The following is a 17,665-nucleotide window of genomic DNA, read 5'->3' on the forward strand; positions in this document are numbered from 1 at the left end:
CGGATCGACGCCCCTGAATCCCTTGGCAAAGGGAGCAGCAGAAACGCCCCGACCTGGTCGGGGCGTTTTTCTTATCACCCTGCAAACACTACATCGCGTCGATATCACCCAACGCACGAATCAAGCGCCGCGCACGCTTGTCCGGCCGATGCTCCGGCGGCTGATAACCCGTACGCTGTGCAGCCCGCAGCGCCCGCACCTCGGCTCGTTTCGCCCGGGAAGCCTCACTCTCCTCGTACAGCTGTTGAGCAACCGGCGCAGGCCCGCGCTGCTCACTGAGCGCACGCACGACGATTTCGAACACCTCATCGCCCCGGCTGATGCGCAACAACTCACCCATGCGCACCGCGCGCGAGGATTTCGGCCGCTGCCCATCGACCTCCACCTTCCCGGTCTCGATCGCCTGCTTGCTCAAGCTACGCGTCTTGAAGAAGCGCGCAGCCCAAAGCCACACATCCAGACGCACCGCGGACGGTGCGATAACGGACTCGATCGTCATACCTCTGCCACCAACCCTGCACCTACTCGCCACGAAATTCGGCCTGACCGGCCACCTGCCGGAAACTCACGCCCGGACGCTGACGGATACGAAAAAACGGGCGCCGCCATCCGCCTCAGCCATTGTAAAGACGAGCACGCCACGCCACCAACTTCGCCCGTCACAGCCCAGGTCAAACAGGCGTTCGCTCTATCTCATCGCAGACCGAAGCGAAGATCGAATCGTCAGGGCAGAATTTTCTCCTTTGACCTTAATCGGTGGCATATCGCCTCGGCCCCGGTACGATCGCCCCTCCCGTTGGCCGGTCATCTCCCAGCCATCCCGCCTCACCTACCCTCCACTCCCCCGCAAGAAAACCAATTCATGTCGAATGCTTGGGCGCTGCTCTCCGAGCTGGGCAACAGCAAATGGCTGCTGCCCGCAACCGCCGCACTGATGCTCGTATCCGCCGCCGCCGGCAACCTGCCCTGGCGCGCCGCCTCGCGCTGGGCCGCCGCGATCGCCATTGCAGCAACGATCGTGCTGGCCTCCAAGATCGCGTTCATGGGCTGGGGCATCGGATCAGCCGCACTGGACTTCACCGGCTTCAGCGGCCACGCCACCATGGCAGCCAGCATCTATCCCCCGCTGGCCGTCCTCCTGGGCGCCGGCTCGAAGATTTCGCGCCGCTGGCTCATCGCGAGCGGTGGGGTACTTGCGCTGGCCATCGCCTACTCCCGGCTCCCGCTGAATGCGCACTCCGTCTCCGAAATCGCCAGCGGACTGCTCATCGGAGGCCTGGCCTCAGCGCTGACCCTGTCGGCCTGGCCGGCCCGGATCGCCCCGTTATCGGCCTGGAAATGGCTTGTCCCGGCACTGTTGGCACTCGGCCTGCATACCATTCCTCCCCAGGCCAGCACACACCAGCTTGTTGTCATGCTTGCCAAATATCTCTCTGGTCACGACAAGATCTACCAACGTGAATGGCTGCATCGGGGTCACGTAACCTCTGGAAAGCAATCGGAAATCGGTCATCCCCCATGAACCAAACCGATTGACAAGTCCGCCATCTTCCGACAGGATCCTGCCTGTGACTTCCTTTTCACATGGACTTTTTAGGAGCGTCCCATGAAGAAGTTGATCGTAACGGCCATTGCCTTGGCTCTCACGTCGCCAGCATGGGCGCAGACGGCTCCGGCCGGAAGCTCTACGCCGGCCGATGGCGCAGCTGCGGAATACGCCGCTGTCAACACGGCAGCTTGGGTTGCTGCGGGTGTCGCAGCTGCCGCAGTTGTCTACAGCATTGCCGGCGACAGTTCGAGCGGCGAAAACGACGCAGGCAGTAATCCAGGCGGCCCGGGCAACCCGGGTGGTCCAGGTACGGGTGGCACCAGCGGTACGGGTGGCACTGGCGGCACTGGCGGTTAATTCGGCCTGACCCGGTGTGTAAGAGCCCTCGCCGGGCGAAGCTTGGCGAGGGTTTTTTTATGCCTGGAGCACTTTCACTAATGGAATGTCGATGAAATACACACGCCTGCTCGCCGCCCTGCTGACCTCCCTTTCCCTCTCCGCATGCATCTGGGCACCTGGCCAGCATCTGCGCAGCAGCGACGTCAGCGCCGATCGCGCCAGCGATGACGGCCGCATGGAGATGATCCCAATCACGCCCAAGCTGATCGCGATGGATCAGGCCGCACAGGCACATCAGACATTGCCAGCCGAGTTGCTCGACTACCAGCCCGAGCCTTATCGCATCGGCAAAGGCGACGTGCTCTACATCACCGTCTGGGATCATCCGGAACTGACCGTACCGGCGGGCGCACAGCAACAAGCAACAATGGCCGGCCGCCAGGTGCAGGCCGACGGCAGCCTGTTCTATCCCTATATCGGCAAGATCCAGGCGCTCGACAAAACTCCCATCCAGCTCCGCGATGAACTCAGCCAGCACCTGGCCAAGTACATCGAGTCTCCGCAGATTGACATCTCGATCCTGACCTACGCCAGCCAGCGCGTCTGGGTCACCGGTGCAGCCGAGCGCTCGACAACCGTGCCGCTTACCGTGGTGCCGATAACCCTTGGCGACGCCATCAGCCAGGCCGGGCTGAACCAGCTCGAAGCCGACCTCTCCGGTGTGCAACTCACCCGGGACGGCCACACCCACACCATCGACTTGGAAAAGCTGGCGCGGCAAAGCAACGGCAAGCAGATCTACCTCAAGGACGGCGACAGCATCTACGTACCGTACCTGGACCGCAAGGAAGTCTTCGTGGTCGGCGAAGTGACGCTGCCCGGCGCCTACAACTTCCGCACCAACGATATCTCGCTCAGTCAGGCGTTGGGCCGCGCGCGCGGTCTGGCGCAAACCACGGCCAACGGCAACGCGGTCTATGTCATTCGCGGTGCTCATGACCTCCAGCAGGAGCCGTCAGTGATCTATCACCTGGAAGCACGCTCTCCGACTGCTTTCGCGGTGGCCAGCCAGTTCCAGCTGCGACCGGGCGATGTGGTTTTCGTCGGCGCCGCCGGCGTTACCCGCTGGAGCCGCTTCGTGAATCAGTTGCTGCCGTTCACCAGCATCATCAGCAATGCTGCCAGCGCCCGCAACGATCTGCAGGACTGACCCATGAGAGTCGAGCGTTCGCGCACGGCCCGACGATCGACGCCCGGCCATACCCGGCTGCTACTGGCAGCCGGGCTGGTACTTGGTGTCGCCGGTTGCACCACGGTCAGCCGCTCCACTACCGATGCGATCAGCCTGCTCTTCAAGGGTAAATCGACCGATCCGACGCCTGCACAGGTCGCCGCATTGCCCTATCCGCAACTTCTGCTGCACGCACCCGATGTCAACGGCGTGCTGGTGATGGGACATGTCGAGGACGGGCGCCAAGTCTGGTACGCCGGCCATCACGCTATCTATTACCTGCAGCAGAATGGCCTACTCCTTGGCGCGGTCAGCCAGGCGCGCAGCGCCTCGATCCGGATCGAGGGCGATAACCCATTCCTGCACCTGCAATCCGTACAGGGTCCGGTGACGGTGCAACGTCGCTATGACTGGATGCCGGGCTACCGCTACGGCGTTCCGGCTACCGGCAGCCTACGACGGATTGGATCGGAAGCCGTCACGATCCTGGGGCACACGCTGCAGCTAACCCGCTTCGAGGAAACACTGGACGGCCCAGGCCTGTCCGGCACCAACTCTTATTGGGCTGATCCCGAAACCGGGTTCATCTGGAAGAGCAAGCAGTATCTCGCCCCGGGACAAGCGGTCGAGATCGTTCAGCTCAAGCCCTATTTCCCAGCGAAGTCCTAGCCGCATGACTTTCCCACGTTCGGCCACGCTCCTGTTTTTCCTTTTCGGCTCCATCCTGCCGGCGGCGGCCGAGACTTCCACGGCGCCGATCACCGTCACCGTCGAAGGCGCGGTTCAATCGGCCGGTCAATTTCCTCTGCCTGGGGGAGCACGCCTGAGTCAGGCAGTATTGGCCGCCCGCCCAATGCCTTCCGCCTATCCACTGGGTGCGGCACTGCTACGCCAATCCGCACTGAGCGAACAGACCCGACTCAAGGCAGGCTTGCTCTATGACTTGCAAGCCCTGCGAGGCAGCAATGACGCGGACATTGCATCGACAGCCTCGTCGATGGCGGAATGGCTGGCCGCCCTTCCCGTCACTGGACGCGTAGCACAACAGCTGGAACCGAGGCTGCTGGAAATCAATGCCGCGCTCAATCGGCCAGTCGCATCCGGCGATCGCGTGATCTATCCGACCCGCCCCGAACACATCCAAGTCGTTGGCACGGTCAAGGCTCCCTGCCAACTGCCACACGTGCCCCTCCAGGACGTCAAGGCCTACTTGTCCGCATGCCCAGGGTCAGCCATCGCGGATCGCGATCTGCTCTACGTGATCCAGCCTGACGGCCACGTACAGGAACTGGGCATTGCTGCCTGGAATCGAAGCTCTCCACAGCCACTGGCACCTGGCGCCGTTGTCTATGTACCGGTAGCGCAGCGCGCCTTGCACGACGTGGATCCCGACTTCAACCGCCTGCTCGCTGACTTCCTGGCAACTCAACCGCTGCCGGCGCCCGGAGTGACCCTTTGAAGCCGCATCGCATCACGTCCGACCTGACTCGCTGCACCTTGAGCCTTCTGGCGATAGCCACGGCCTTCACCGTGCATGCCCAGGAAGCGCCTGCTCCAACAGCCAGTGACTGGGGTGGCATCGGCCTGCTGCAAACCCCGACCGCGCGCATGGCCGAAGAAGGCGACATCTCTTTCACGGCCTCGCACACCTCACCGTATAGCCGCTACAACGTGGTATTGCAGCCGTTCCCTTGGCTGGAAGGCGCATTCCGCTATATCAACGTGAGCAATCGCCGTTACGGCGCCGAATCACTCAGCGGCGACCAGAACTACAAGGACAAGTCGATCGACTTCAAACTCCGGCTCTGGCAAGAAAGTCGTTGGATTCCGGAAATTGCCTTGGGATTCCGTGACTTTGGCGGCACAGGTTTGTTTTCCAGCGAATACCTTGTAGCCAACAAGCGCTTCGGTCCGGTGGACGCCAGCCTGGGCCTGGCGACCGGCTATATCGGTAACCGCGGGGATTTCAGCAATCCGCTGGGCTGGGCCGACGAGGACTACAAGATTCGCCCAACCGCCACCGGTGAATGGGGCAACTTGAGCAGTAAAAACATGTTCCACGGTCCCGTCGGAGTCTTCGGAGGCATCGTCTACCAGACACCGTGGGACCGTCTGCAGTTAAAGCTCGAGTACGACGGCAACGACTACAAGCACGAGCCGCAGAACAACAATCAGAAGCAAGACACGCCCATCAACATCGGCGCGGTGTTCACCCTGAATCGCAACATCCAGCTGACCACCGGTTGGGAGCGCGGAAATACCGCGATGTTCGCCATTACCTTCCGCAGCAACCCGGGGCATTCGCCGGTAGCGCCCAAGCCGTTCGATCCTGCTCCCGAGCCGTTGCAGTCCAGCGCAGGCACGAAACCCGGCGTGAACACGTCTATCGTGGTCAACAACGCCCCAGGCGTCGATGCTCCCTCCTCGTCCACCACTCCGGATTGGGAAGACGTGGCTCGCCGGCTGCGCAACAACGCGGGTATACGTGTCGAGGAAATCTCGCGACGTGGATCGGAACTGTTCGTCACCGGCCAGCAGCTGCGCTACTTCTATCCGACGCAAGGCTTGGGTCGCAGCGCCCGTATCCTGGACAACGTCGCCCCAGCGGACATTGAGTGGTTCACCCTGGTCGACAAACGTGTGGGCATGCCCATCGCGGAAACCAGCATCAATCGCGAGAAGTTCGTCGACTACGCCAACCATCGCATCGACCTGGATCAACTCAAGCTAGGCACAGAACTCAATGCCCCTGCAAAGCGTGAGACCGATGTGCTCTATACCGCGCCAGTGGAACATTATGGTGGTGGTTTCAACCTGAGCTACAACCAGAACCTGGGTGGTCCGGATGGCTTCATCCTGTACCGCATCTCCGCGAACTATTCAGGCAGCTGGTTCTTCAATCGCAACACCTGGCTTACCGGCACGATCAGCGGCAACCTGCTCAACAACTACGACAAGTTCAAGTACGACGCTCCCAGCAACATGCCGCGCGTACGCACCGATCTGCGTCAATACATGACGACCTCGGACGTCACCCTACCCAACTTCCAACTGACCACGGCCGGCCAACTAGGCCACGACCTGTACGGCATGGCTTATGCAGGTTATCTGGAATGGATGTATGCAGGCGCAGGCGGTGAGATGCTGTATCGCCCGATGGGCGAGCGCTGGGCCCTGGGCGCCAACGTCAACTGGGTCAAGCAGCGCGACTACAACCAACATTTCGGACTGCGCGACTACAGCGTCACCACGGGCCACACGACCCTTTATTACACCTTTGGTCGCGAACAACGTGTGGTGGCCGCGCTCAGTGCCGGCCGCTACCTGGCAGGGGACTGGGGCGCCACGCTCGATGTCGCCCGTACGTTCTCCAATGGTGTAACGATGGGTGCCTATGCCACCAAGACCAACGTTTCTTCGACCGAATTCGGCGAGGGCAGCTTCGACAAGGGGATCTATTTCTCGATCCCGTTCGACCTGATCCTGCCACGCTCGACTCGAGGCCGCGCCACCATAATGTGGCAACCCCTGATCCGCGACGGCGGAGCAATGCTCGCCCGCAAGTACTCGCTGTACCCAATTACGAGCGAGCGTGACGAGGGATTCTTCTACGAGAATCTGGACAAGATCGATAGGTAACTCAAAATCCCGGAACCGAGCCAGCAGGGCGTGTCATCAATTGAGCAGGATGATCGAGGCCAATCCAGTGGATGGCTCCAAGGAAGTTGCAGGCGATCCTGTCGTATCGGGTAGCAATAGCCCGATACTGCTTGAGCTTGGCGAAGAAGTTCCCGATCAAGGGGGTGTTTGTATAGCGCCCGGTCGTAGTCACCCTGTATTTTGCGCGTTGAATGGCAAGGGATGACGATCTGCACGCCCTATCGCTGCATCGTCTCAATGGCCCGTTTCCTAACCGGATGATCTGCACAGAAACCAGCGGGCCATTACAGTACGCGGCAGGATCATTCTGCAAGCTTGAGCAAGCGTACCGAATCGGTGAGCGCGAGGCGCACCGTTATCGCATCACTGGATCGCGACGTAATGGAAACGGGCTCATCCTTGTCAAGCAACGGATCGTAAAGTCTGGCCTTGACGGTTTGTCCGTGTACTCCACTGATCCTGAAGTCGAAACTTTCCGGCGGCAGATCGGCCGGGAATCCGAATGCCATCACGTACATCGGCACGACGAAGTGACTGGCATCGATCTGATAGGGAAGAACCTGGACAAGGTCCTGATTCGTCAACGCCGCCTGGCCGTTATCGTATGTGATGGCCGCCGGGGAAGCCTGCACCGAGGAATATTCGAAGCCAAGCTGTCGCGGTGCTCCAATATCGATAGCGCCCGAGAATTCATGCGTCATCCGTTTGAGTGAGGCCAGCACGATGGAACTCTGCAGACTGCCAGCAGAGAGCAGGCCGAAGCCGGTATCGGCATCATCGTAGGCGTGATAGGTGTAGAAGGCCTTGATTCCCTTGTTCAGCCAGAAAGCGGGTGCCCGCAGTTCGAACTTGGCCTTCATGCGCTGCGCTTGGGCGCCATCGAGGCCGAAATCGGATGCGGTTTCACCATGCTCGGTGATGTAGTGGTCGAATGCCGCCGAACCGTGCGGTTTTGTCTCGCGCGCGATTGGATTGATCAGTCGAAGCAGCGACTCGGTTTTCTGGAAGGTAGCGGTAATGCCTTCGGGAATCGCCAAGCAGAAGTTCGGCACGAACGAGTCTGCGTTGTATTGCAGGCGGGTTTCCGCGGCCTTAGGCACACAGCCTGGGCCTGCGTTATATGGATGATAACTCTGGCCCGCAATTCCGGGCGGCAACTCGGCTATCGGAGTATGGAAAAAAGTGATGCTCGAAAATCCCCAGGTGACTTTCACTCCTGGATGGCTCTTCCCGATTATGTCCACCGCATTGCTGGCCAGGTTCCAGTCCGATCCGCCTCGGCGCAGGGGATCTTTCGTTGCTTTGGGGATGGTATTTCCGTCTGTGTAGTTGTTGATGTCCAGGAAGTTGGAACCAAAGCCAAGCTCGTTCCATATCTCGACGTCGAAATCATTGCTGCCATAAGCCTTGGCAACCGCATCAACGGCTAGTGCGACGTACTTGTTCCAGCCCTCCAGGGTCTCGTTGTACTGCGGAGTTCCCATCGGATAGAGCGGAAGGTATTTGAGCGTGCCGACAGTGATTCTGGTGCCGGCCGGCAAGGCGTTGGCAAGAGCACGAGAGAGTTCGACATGGCCGGATTTGTCCAGCGAAGTGAGCAACGGCCCTGCCTGCCTGGAAGTAGTGAGCGACAGGATTTCGGTCTTCCAGACGGGCATGTCGGAAAGATCATCGACAAGTTCGAGGTTCTTCGCACCCGCTGGCGCGGCTTGCTTCAACGTGACAGTACGAATGTCCTTTATCGGGCAGGGCCGCAGATGATGTGCGTTGAGCAGAATCAATGGCCGCAGCTTGTGCGCGCGGAAAGCGGCCATCGAGGAATCAAGTGTGGCCTGCTGATCGGGGGCGAAACCGGACTCATCCCATTTGACGGCGCCCCATTGCAACTCGTAGCGCACGCGGCTGAATCCGGCGTCTTGCAGCAGGCCGGCCATCGCGTCCGGAGTCATGTTGCGCGGCATGCTCCCCCACATGATGCCCAGGCCGTGCAGGTAGTTCACGGCGGGGACCGTTTGCGCATAGGCTCGCCATGGCTGCATGGTCGCGGACCATTTCGGCATGGGGAGATCGAGCTGATCGGGAACGATATAGGGGCGCAGGCGACCAGAAGCGGACTCCTGTGCGTACGCGGTGGCGCTGCCAGACAACAAAGTCAGCTGTACTGCGGCCAGCAGGGCGGCCCCCATGCATTGGCACACAACGATGGAATTGCGAGTCATCGCGAAATCCTCCGCCCTTAAGCGTTGGGATAAAGCCGTATGCCTGCTCTATGACAAACTCGATGGAGCACTTGCTGCATTGCGCCCCATCGACTTTACCGATGATCGGCCGGGAGCGGAACCATGGCGAAGCCCGTCGGGTCATCTGCTCTTCATTTGCCCTTCCCCACGCGGACTGTATGTTGCTGGCCAGCAGCGCGAACGTATGCGGCAATGCCTCGGAAGGCGTACTCGATGAAAGCGCGCCGCCGGCGCTGGCCAGGCCGGCAACTTCCTGCTCCCGAAGCTGATCGATCACTTCAAGCGTGGCGCCGAAACGATCGAACTGGGCAAGCTCGACGTGGCGCGCGAATTCAACGACATGCTCACTGTCGTGTATTTGTATCGACACCTGCCCGGGCCACCGGCGGGACGGTCAACATCAGCTCCGGCCAGGCATGGTCGCTGCGCGGAGTGATAGCGCCGTGCGAGGAACTGAGCGGCCATGCCATCGAACTACGGGGTAATTCGGCCTTCGTGCACACCAATGGAGTGAAGACGCTCAGCGGCGACAACGCGCGCTTGCGCAAGCTGCTCGGCGACTGGGAGCTGCCAGTGTTGCGCGAAACGCTGCGTTGGATACTTTTCGATCAAGGCTTGGCGCGCGGCGCGCGCATGATCCCGGCAACGACAGCATCCACGCCCGCCAGACAGGCACTTAGCGAGAATTTCCGATGCGCCTCGGCCTTGCCGCGCTCTGCCAGTGCCATGGCACGATCGCGCGCATCGAGCAGTTGCCGGATGGCGGCATGCAATGCTTGCTGATCGCCCGGAGGTACCAGCAGCCCGGTGTTGCCGTCATCGATGATCTCGTTGACGCCGCCTCCTTCGGTAGCGATCACGGGCTTGCCCGAAAACATGCCTTCGACCACCACGCGACCGAAGGGTTCGGGAGTGATCGAAGTGTGCAGCACAATATCCATGCCAACCATCAGAGCGGGAATGTCGCGCCGAAAGCCGAGGAAATGGCAACGCTCTGATACGCCAAGGTCCATCGCAAGTCGTTTGAGCTTGGTCTCGTAGGCGTCCTCGCCGAACAGCGCGCCGCCGACGAAGGCTGCATGCACATCAGGCAGGTCGCGCATCGCCTCGACCAGCACGTGCTGCCCTTTCCATTCGGCCAAGCGGCTGAACAGCCCGACCAGCGGCGCGGGGCCGCTGCCAAGTTCCGTGCGCAAGGCCTGTCTCGCTCCATCACGATCAATGGCATCGAAAGGCGCAGGATCGATGCCATTGTGAACCACGTGAACGGTGCAATTTCCGCCCGCAGAATGAAAGGCATCGGCGGTGGCTTGTGAATTGGCAATCACGCAGGTCGCGAAACGATTGGCCAGCACGACGACAAGCTTGCGCAAGCCGGGAGAGAAATGCGCGGCGGTGAGGATGTCCCGCAGATGCCAGACCAGCGGCTTGCGCACAATGGCCGAGGCGAGTGCGGCAACGACGAAAGCCTTCTGCGTATTGGCGTAAAGCAGGTCATGCGAACGGGCTCGCCTGGCCAGGCCCAGTGCGGTTTTCAGCAGCGACGGAATGGCGAAAAGCGCATTGCTCAACCGGCTGTCGCGTTCGATCCTGCCCGCCGATCCCAATGCGAGCACCTCAACATCGACGCCGACTGCGCACAGCTGTTCGCGGAACAAACCGTCGGACAGCAGGACGACTTTGCCATCCCGTGCGTGGTGACGGGCGATGTCGAACAACGACAGTTCTGCCCCTCCCATTTCCCCACTTTGATCGACGAAAAGGATGGATGGGTATTGCATGTGATTGGGCATGTGAAGAGAGCGGGAATACAGGAAATGAAGACAATGCTTGGACTATACTGCAGAGCAAAAGTACTTTCTTCCGAGGCTTCATGTCGAATACTCCCCTGAAGGATCGCGCGCTGCGAGTTCTCCTCGTCACTCCGGATTACCCGCCAGCGCATGGGGGCATCCAGCGCCTCTTACATCGCATCACCATGGCCATGCCGCGCGCCGAAGTACGCGTGCTCACCCTGGATGATCCCGACGCATCAGTTTTCGACGCGAGCCAGCATCAGGTCATCACTCGCGTGCCTGCCATCAGCAAGCGGGCAGTTGTGCGCAATGCGCTGTTCAACGTTTTCGCGATCCTGCGGGCGCCGGACTGGCGGCCCGACGTGGTTCTCAATGGCCATGTCGTGTCCGGGCCTGCGGCGGCATGGTTGGCCAGGCGTTATCGCGCCGCGAATGTGCTTTACACCTACGGCAAGGAAGTCGCGGGTCGTCCCGGCATGACTGCCTGGACGATGCGCCGTTCCGATGCCGGTGTGGCCGTCAGTGAATTCACCCGCGGCCTGATGGTCGATGCTTGTGGTGGCCAGCTGCCGGCGCCGGTGTCGGTGATCCATCCAGGCGTGGAAGTGCCGCCCCGGGCGGGTAGCAAGTCGGCATCGCGACCTACCGTCCTCACCACGGCGCGCCTGCGCGATTGGTACAAGGGCCACGACAAGATCATCGAAGCCTTGCCCACCGTTCTCAAAGTAGTGCCGGATGCGCAATGGGTGGTGATCGGCGATGGTCGCATCAAGCCCGAACTTGAGGCGCGCGCATTACAGCTTGGCCTGGGCGATGCGGTAAAGTTCCTCGGTGCGGTCGATGATGACGAGCGCGACCGTTGGCTGGATGCCGCGCACGTGTTCGCGATGCCGGCGCGCTACCCGAAGGATGAAATCGGCGGCGAAGGGTTCCCCGTAGTTTATCTCGAGGCAGCGGCATGGGCACTGCCTGCAATCGCCGGGAATGTCGGCGGCCCACGCGAGGCCGTGCTCGACGGCAAGACCGGCTTGTCGGTGGACCCGGAAAGCAGCGCCGAAATTGCGCAGGCCCTGATTCGCCTGTTGTCCGATCCGGCTTATGCTGCGGGTCTCGGGGCGCAATCACGCGAACGCGTCGAGCAGAGTTTCCGCTGGGAATATGTCGGCGCACAATTGGAAACTCTGTTACGAGAGGCAAGCGAGGAACACGAAGCATGAGTCGCCCCTTGAACCACGCAGTCGTGATCGGGTCCTCCGGGTTCCTTGGTTCTTGGCTGGTGGATAGATTGGCAAGGGACGGAGTGCGTGTTACGGGCATTTCGCGACGGGAAAAACGCGTGTTGCCCAAACGGTTGCTGGCACCACACGCATGGATTCAGGCAGATGTTGCCAACGAAGACCCGCGAAATTACCTACCTGAGTGCGATGCAATATTCTTTCTTGCCGGAATTGCTTCGGTGCCAGCCTCCGTGCAGTCACCGCTTGAAGATCTGGAGAGCAACCTGCGTGCACCAGTACGCATCTTGCAGGCTTTGCGTGAGTGCCGGAGCACGACCAGCTTCATCTATGCATCTTCGGCGGCGGTGTATGGCACCGCACGTATGCGACCGATGCACGAAACGCATCCACTGAATCCGCTGTCGCCTTATGGCGTTTCCAAATTTGCTGCAGAGGCCTATGTGCGCCTTTACGCTGATTCATTCGGCGTACCGGGTGCATCGGCGCGGCTATTCTCGGTTTATGGCCCCGGCCAGGATAAGCAGGTCATTTACGACTGGGCGCGCAAGGTTGGGGCAGGAGGAAGCAACCTTTCCTTCTTCGGCGCCCCGGAAGTGTCGCGCGATTTCGTGCATGTAGCCGACGCCGTCGCGGCCTTCATTGCCATCGCGCACACCGGCGCCCTTGCAGGCGAAAGCTACAACGTCGCCTCCGGCAACGAAACCACGCTGGGCGAGCTGGCCGAAGCGTTGCTTGCGACCAGCGGCTTGCAGGCCGAAGTCAATTTCTCCGGCGAAGTCCGGGTTGGCGACCCAGTACGCTGGCAAGCGGACATCAGTTCGTTGCAGACGCTGGGATTCCAGCCACAAATGGCCTTCGTTGAAGGGTTGAAAGAAACCTATCACTGGGCCATGAATCAATAAGTGGCTTACCGTGAGGTACAATCAGAAAATTGAATAACCAATTGGGCTGACATGAACTCGAAGTCGTCTACCGGTTCATTGATGCGAAACTTGTTCGCCACCACTGGAGTCCAAGTAACGGTAGCCATTCTTTCCTTGATGTCCGGACCGATCCAAGCACGTGGCTTGGGTGTGGATGGCAGGGGTCGGCTTGCTGTCGTTCTAATTATTGGTCAGATGGCTTCTTTTCTAGTCGATTTTGGCGCACTCGGCTATATCATTCGACAGCGTTCTCATGGGCGAACCAGAGGAGAACTGATTGGCTCTGCGCTGCCAATAGTTATCATTTCCTTGGGCGTTTGGTTGCTAGCCGCATGGCCGATTGCGACCATATTCGGCAAAGATGATTCTCTTCTTAAAATTCTTATCGTCGCGCAATTGATGGTTTTGCCGTTCTCAGCAATGATTCAACTGGGAAGTGGTATTGCGCTTGGAGAGGAACGCTGGAAGACGATGATGACTATTCGTCTAAGTAGCGCGATTATCCCCGTAATTGGCCTTACGCTTCTATTTGTTACAGATCGGTTGACTCTGACGACTGCGTGTTTAGCCTATTTCATAGGCAATGTAGTTTCCGCAGCACCGGCAATCAAGGCGCTAATGGAATCGCGCCCTCTCAAACGCAATTACACTACTACTGTGGAGATGTGGAAGTTTGGCGGTGCTGCCATGCTGACCACGTTGGTCACGATTGGGAATAATCGGTCCGATGCACTGATCGTTGCACAAATGCTATCGTTTCGCGATGCCGGATTTTATGTTGTTGGCGCCACCTTGGCTGGAATGCCAATGATGCTGGCGAGTGCCGCCAGCCAGTCGTTTTCGAAGCGACTATCTTTGGATAATCTCGGCAGTGCGACCGCCAGGGCATCACGCTTGTTGTTGGCGATAACGGTGTTAACCAGCGTGGCAATTGCGCTGGTGTCGCCGTTGGTGGTGCCCTTGCTTTTCGGGAGCGACTTTTCCAGATCTGTTCCGATTGCCTGGGCACTGTTGTTTGGGACAGTTTGCGGTGCAGGCTCCAATTTTCTGGCGTACGCCACCTCTCTGGCCGGTAAACCCAAGGTGGCTGCGCTTGCGCAGCTTGTGGGGCTTATAGTAATGGTGGCATCCATGATAGGCATGGCACGAATAGCTGGAGTATTAGGCGCCGCTGCCGGAAGCTCATTTGGTTATGTCACTACATTGGCGGTCCTTGTTATCGCGGCTGGACGTTCATCAGGTGAATCGTGGAGCTCATATCTCGTGCCAAGAGCTGAAGATTTCAGATTCATCCATTCATTGATGGCTCGGAAGTAGAATGCATTCAAGGAGAAGTTACCGCACTGCCAAGTAGCTCCTCCCATCGCTTGATATGGGTCTTCCATGAAAATGATGACTCCGCCAACAGTTTGGCGTTTGCGCGCAATCTGCTTCTTACCTCTGGATGATGAGCCAGATAAATGGCTTTATTGACGAGCGCCTCAGAGTCGCCAGCGGGTGCCATCGCCAAGCTGGCATCGGTAAATAGGCTGGAGTCGGTATTCCTGCCGCGAGTAGTCAATATTGCAGTTCCTGCGGTTAATGCATTCATTGCAGATGTACGGCGCGCGGAAATGCCATCGCCGTAGGGCATCACGAAAATATCTGCGGCTGAGAGCAGGTTCCACGCGTCATGGGCACTCACATAACCCCATGATTCGATGGAGGGATGGTCGGGCTTGAGTCCACCGATAGTGACGAATCGGAATTTTATGCCGGCTGCCAACAGGCCATTCGCTATCTCCCCCAATATTTTCGCACCTTTGGTTGGATCATCCGTCCCCATGGCTGCAAGCAAGATTGCATCGTCATCTATTTTCTTGTTCGAGCGCCAAACGGAGTCTGTTGACTCCAGATCAAGTGTTGGCGTAATCGGGATCACGTCCAATCGGTTGTGCAGCCAAGGAAGAACCTGCATCAGCCTGCTGCGTCGGGACTCAATGGTTAAAACAAGCTTCCTGCTAAACCAAGCCAGCATGCCTACCGCCACGCGCTGCGTCACATACCACGGGACCCGTAACCAGGATTGGTGCCATGGCGCATACAGCTCATGCCCATAAACAACCATCGGGATGCTGGATATTCGGGCTGCTGCTATTAACAGCAAGGCAACTGGGATACCTGGGCCGCGCTGATTGAACGAGTACGGGCCGTACTGGACCAGAAGTACATCAGGGCGATCTCGATTGATTTCGCCAAGTAAACGCCGAAGAGAGCGTAGTGACCATGGATCCCGCATTGCGGTAACTTCGATGGGCTCGCTTGCTGGATTCCCATGGCGTGTGATTGCGCGCACCAGGTGACCACGATCTCGAAGCTCAACACACATCCGTGCGGTGTAGTCAGCGGTTCCACCAGGGTATGGGGGGTAATGTGGGGTAATGATCAGAATTCTCATGGGGATGGAAATTCCAGGATCTTGATCACCCGTGCGGGAATACCTGCGACCAGTGCATTCGCGGGCACATCGCTCATTACTACCGAGCCGGCGGCGACTACGGCGTTCTCACCTATATGGCAAGGGCCGATGATGGTCGCATTGGTGGCAATCCAAGCACCACGCCCTATGATAATGTCGTGACCGGAATTCGGTATCGAGCGTTGGCGCTCGGCGCCCGTTTTCATTATGTTGTGAGTCCCTGCCAACAAGCTGACGCCATGGCTGAAGAATGCAAATTCTTCTACGATGATGACGCCGCTTGTTGCATTGAGAACGGCATTCCCAACATGCGCGGTAGGATGGATTTTGCAAGCCGGCCCATGTTCCCCGACGATGTAGGGGGTGCGTTCGACTGCGAAGCGCATGAAGCGACCGATGGGGCCATCTGCCAGTCGGCGACGAATAGCTTGCAGGACCAACTGGAAAGAGTTTGGATGCGCTGGGGGAAGCTTTACAGGAGACCGTGTCGTTATAGCGCCCTTGGGGCGAGGTTTGATGAAACTCATTTCATTCGCCCCGTTGATCGAGTACTTTTCGATAGATGGAGACCAGTCGCCCGGGTGATCCTGCATAAGTCAGTTTGGAAACGACAGTTTGTGCACTTGTCGATTCTACTGTGGAGAGTTTTGGGCCACTGGCAATTCGCGTGGCAACTAGGTTTGCGAAGCCTTCGGCATCGGTGAGTTGCAATGGCAGATCGGAGTCCGCTTGGCTGCGGATGTAGTCGCTCCCTGGATTGCGCAGTGCGACCACGGCGACATCATGCGCCAGTGCCTCGACAACGGGGATACCGAAGCCTTCATAGCTGGAAGGCGACACCAGCAACCACGCCGTTGAAAGCAGTGCCGATACTTCCGTATCGGAGAGACCGCTGCGGTGTTCGACCCATGGTTCCCATCGGGCAGCATCATCCTGCGGGCCGATGACCACCAGCCTTGCATCTGTATGGCAGTGTTCGCGCAAATGGGCGACGGCCTGCTGTGCCAGCCGGCCCTGTTTTCGGCCATGGAAACTGCCGACGAAAACAATCGTGGGTGATGTGGCAGGTTGCCTTGGCGCGACCGGCGTGGAGCCAAGAAAAGGCGGGAACAGTCCTTCGCAATCGAACAGGTCGATGGTTTCCGGCGCGATGCCGAGGCGCACCGAGGCGCATCGCGCCGACCACCATTCCAACGCGCCCAAGATGTAATGATTGGCACGGCGCAGGCCACGCGAAGCTCGGGCTTCGCTCAGCGACGAACCGTAGAAGGTGCGGACGATGGGCACGCCACCGGCGAGCAGGAAATCGTCCCCATGGGCGTGGATCACATCCGGTTGCGTGGAGTGCACGGCGGCGCGTGCGCGCACTGCCGATACGTAATAACGGTCGATGCGTCCATTGGGGGCAGGCAGCAGCACGTAACGAATGCCGGGAATCTGTTCGGCGCCTTCATAGGTCACCACAGTGAGGTCCACCAACTGCGCGGTACGCTCGGCAAGACGCGCGGCATAACGCCCCACGCCTCCCGAATGGTGACCCATCCGGGGCCATTCCAATGCCAACCAGGTGACTCGCATGCCTACGGCCTTGTTTGTTCGGTGGTGCAAGATTGCGCATTTTTCCCTAGCCATGCCTCATAGGGAGCCGTGAAGAGGACAGGGTTGTAATCGAGCTTTTTCGATCTTCTATCAGGCACGATGCTGGCGGGATTACCTATTGCCAATGCGTAATCCGGCACATTGATCGAAACCACGGCGCCTGCTCCGACGACTGCACCGGTTCCGATGCTCACACCGGGAAGGATGATGACCCCAGTTGCTATCCATGCATGGTCGCCGATGTTGATCGGACGAGAGAACATGCTCCATTTGGGGTCGGACAAGTCGTGGCTTGCGGCAAGGATGCGGACACCGCTATTGATGGCCACACGAGAACCTATTTTCACCGCCCCATGGGATGTGATATGCACGCCATCGGCGATGAAGGTATGCGAGCCGATCTGGATATTCTGGCGCCTGCCATTGATGTCGAGCTTATGAACAATGGAAAGCTCGCCCAATTGCACGCCATCCCTTCGCAGCTTTCTTCGTGCAAGATGAATTTTCAGGAGTCTCCATGACATCAATGCCCTTTTTAACCAAACCACCAGCCAACGCTTGGTAAATATCGCTGGCCTCTCCCTGTTTTCCCACAGAAATTTTAGCATGGCAGGAAATTGAAGATTCTGAAG

The 17,665-nt window shown here is 59.1% G+C and carries 15 protein-coding genes; 8 read left to right on the top strand and 7 right to left on the bottom strand.

What is annotated here, in order from left to right:
• Nucleotides 1-88 precede the first annotated feature (88 nt).
• A complete protein-coding gene (locus tag AC3WJE_RS06865) occupies nucleotides 89-499 on the bottom strand; it encodes an RNA-binding S4 domain-containing protein (protein ID WP_493730038.1) in 411 nt (136 codons plus the stop codon).
• A gap of 363 nt (nucleotides 500-862) precedes the next feature.
• Between AC3WJE_RS06865 and AC3WJE_RS06870 the strand changes: the two genes are divergently transcribed.
• From AC3WJE_RS06870 to AC3WJE_RS06890, 5 genes are all read left to right on the top strand, one after another.
• Nucleotides 863-1,522, top strand: coding sequence for a phosphatase PAP2 family protein (locus tag AC3WJE_RS06870; RefSeq protein WP_493730039.1), 660 nt, complete (start codon nucleotides 863-865; stop codon nucleotides 1,520-1,522).
• Between the two features lie 475 nt (nucleotides 1,523-1,997).
• A complete protein-coding gene (locus tag AC3WJE_RS06875; RefSeq protein ID WP_493730040.1) occupies nucleotides 1,998-3,098 on the top strand; it encodes a polysaccharide biosynthesis/export family protein in 1,101 nt (366 codons plus the stop codon).
• 3 nt (nucleotides 3,099-3,101) lie between these two features.
• The gene (locus AC3WJE_RS06880) at nucleotides 3,102-3,788 is read left to right on the top strand and encodes a YjbF family lipoprotein (RefSeq protein WP_493730041.1); all 687 of its coding nucleotides are present in this window, start codon (nucleotides 3,102-3,104) and stop codon (nucleotides 3,786-3,788) included.
• Nucleotides 3,789-3,792: 4 nt separating this feature from the next.
• Nucleotides 3,793-4,578 carry a capsule biosynthesis GfcC family protein gene (locus AC3WJE_RS06885; protein ID WP_493730042.1) on the top strand — a complete coding sequence of 262 codons (786 nt, stop codon included), beginning with the start codon at nucleotides 3,793-3,795 and terminating at the stop codon, nucleotides 4,576-4,578.
• 38 nt (nucleotides 4,579-4,616) lie between these two features.
• On the top strand, nucleotides 4,617-6,758 hold the full coding sequence (locus AC3WJE_RS06890; protein WP_493730066.1) for a YjbH domain-containing protein: 2,142 nt from the start codon (nucleotides 4,617-4,619) through the stop codon (nucleotides 6,756-6,758).
• A 323-nt stretch (nucleotides 6,759-7,081) separates the two neighbouring features.
• On the opposite strand, the gene AC3WJE_RS06895 is transcribed toward AC3WJE_RS06890, so the two are convergent.
• Both AC3WJE_RS06895 and AC3WJE_RS06900 read right to left on the bottom strand, forming a co-directional pair.
• Nucleotides 7,082-8,998, bottom strand: coding sequence for a hypothetical protein (locus tag AC3WJE_RS06895; RefSeq protein WP_493730043.1), 1,917 nt, complete (start codon nucleotides 8,996-8,998; stop codon nucleotides 7,082-7,084).
• Nucleotides 8,999-9,627: 629 nt separating this feature from the next.
• Entirely contained in the window at nucleotides 9,628-10,800 is a 1,173-nt protein-coding gene (locus tag AC3WJE_RS06900; protein ID WP_493730044.1) for a glycosyltransferase family 4 protein, read from the bottom strand.
• Between the two features lie 92 nt (nucleotides 10,801-10,892).
• On the opposite strand from AC3WJE_RS06900, the gene AC3WJE_RS06905 reads away from it, so the two are divergent.
• The 3 genes from AC3WJE_RS06905 (at nucleotide 10,893) to AC3WJE_RS06915 (ending at nucleotide 14,293) form a co-directional block, all read left to right on the top strand.
• The gene (locus AC3WJE_RS06905) at nucleotides 10,893-12,032 is read left to right on the top strand and encodes a glycosyltransferase family 4 protein (RefSeq protein WP_493730045.1); all 1,140 of its coding nucleotides are present in this window, start codon (nucleotides 10,893-10,895) and stop codon (nucleotides 12,030-12,032) included.
• A complete protein-coding gene (locus AC3WJE_RS06910) occupies nucleotides 12,029-12,955 on the top strand; it encodes an NAD-dependent epimerase/dehydratase family protein (RefSeq protein WP_493730046.1) in 927 nt (308 codons plus the stop codon). The genes AC3WJE_RS06905 and AC3WJE_RS06910 overlap by 4 nt, the downstream gene beginning before the upstream one ends.
• A gap of 90 nt (nucleotides 12,956-13,045) precedes the next feature.
• Entirely contained in the window at nucleotides 13,046-14,293 is a 1,248-nt protein-coding gene (locus AC3WJE_RS06915; protein ID WP_493730047.1) for a lipopolysaccharide biosynthesis protein, read from the top strand.
• A gap of 7 nt (nucleotides 14,294-14,300) precedes the next feature.
• Here the strand turns inward: AC3WJE_RS06915 and AC3WJE_RS06920 are convergent, their stop codons facing one another.
• Genes AC3WJE_RS06920 through AC3WJE_RS06935 form a run of 4 tightly spaced genes read right to left on the bottom strand, consistent with a single transcriptional unit; the run spans nucleotide 14,301 to nucleotide 17,641 of the window.
• On the bottom strand, nucleotides 14,301-15,413 hold the full coding sequence (locus AC3WJE_RS06920) for a glycosyltransferase family 4 protein (protein ID WP_493730048.1): 1,113 nt from the start codon (nucleotides 15,411-15,413) through the stop codon (nucleotides 14,301-14,303).
• The gene (locus tag AC3WJE_RS06925; protein WP_493730049.1) at nucleotides 15,410-15,961 is read right to left on the bottom strand and encodes an acyltransferase; all 552 of its coding nucleotides are present in this window, start codon (nucleotides 15,959-15,961) and stop codon (nucleotides 15,410-15,412) included. Before AC3WJE_RS06925 ends, AC3WJE_RS06920 begins: the two co-directional genes overlap by 4 nt.
• A gap of 1 nt (nucleotide 15,962) precedes the next feature.
• Nucleotides 15,963-16,976 carry a glycosyltransferase family 4 protein gene (locus AC3WJE_RS06930; RefSeq protein ID WP_493730050.1) on the bottom strand — a complete coding sequence of 338 codons (1,014 nt, stop codon included), beginning with the start codon at nucleotides 16,974-16,976 and terminating at the stop codon, nucleotides 15,963-15,965.
• A 38-nt stretch (nucleotides 16,977-17,014) separates the two neighbouring features.
• Nucleotides 17,015-17,641: an acyltransferase gene (locus tag AC3WJE_RS06935; RefSeq protein WP_493730051.1), complete on the bottom strand. Its 627-nt coding sequence runs from the start codon at nucleotides 17,639-17,641 to the stop codon at nucleotides 17,015-17,017.
• Nucleotides 17,642-17,665: the final 24 nt, after the last annotated feature.

This window comes from Pseudomonas sp. GW821-FHT07E12 (genome assembly GCF_058986605.1).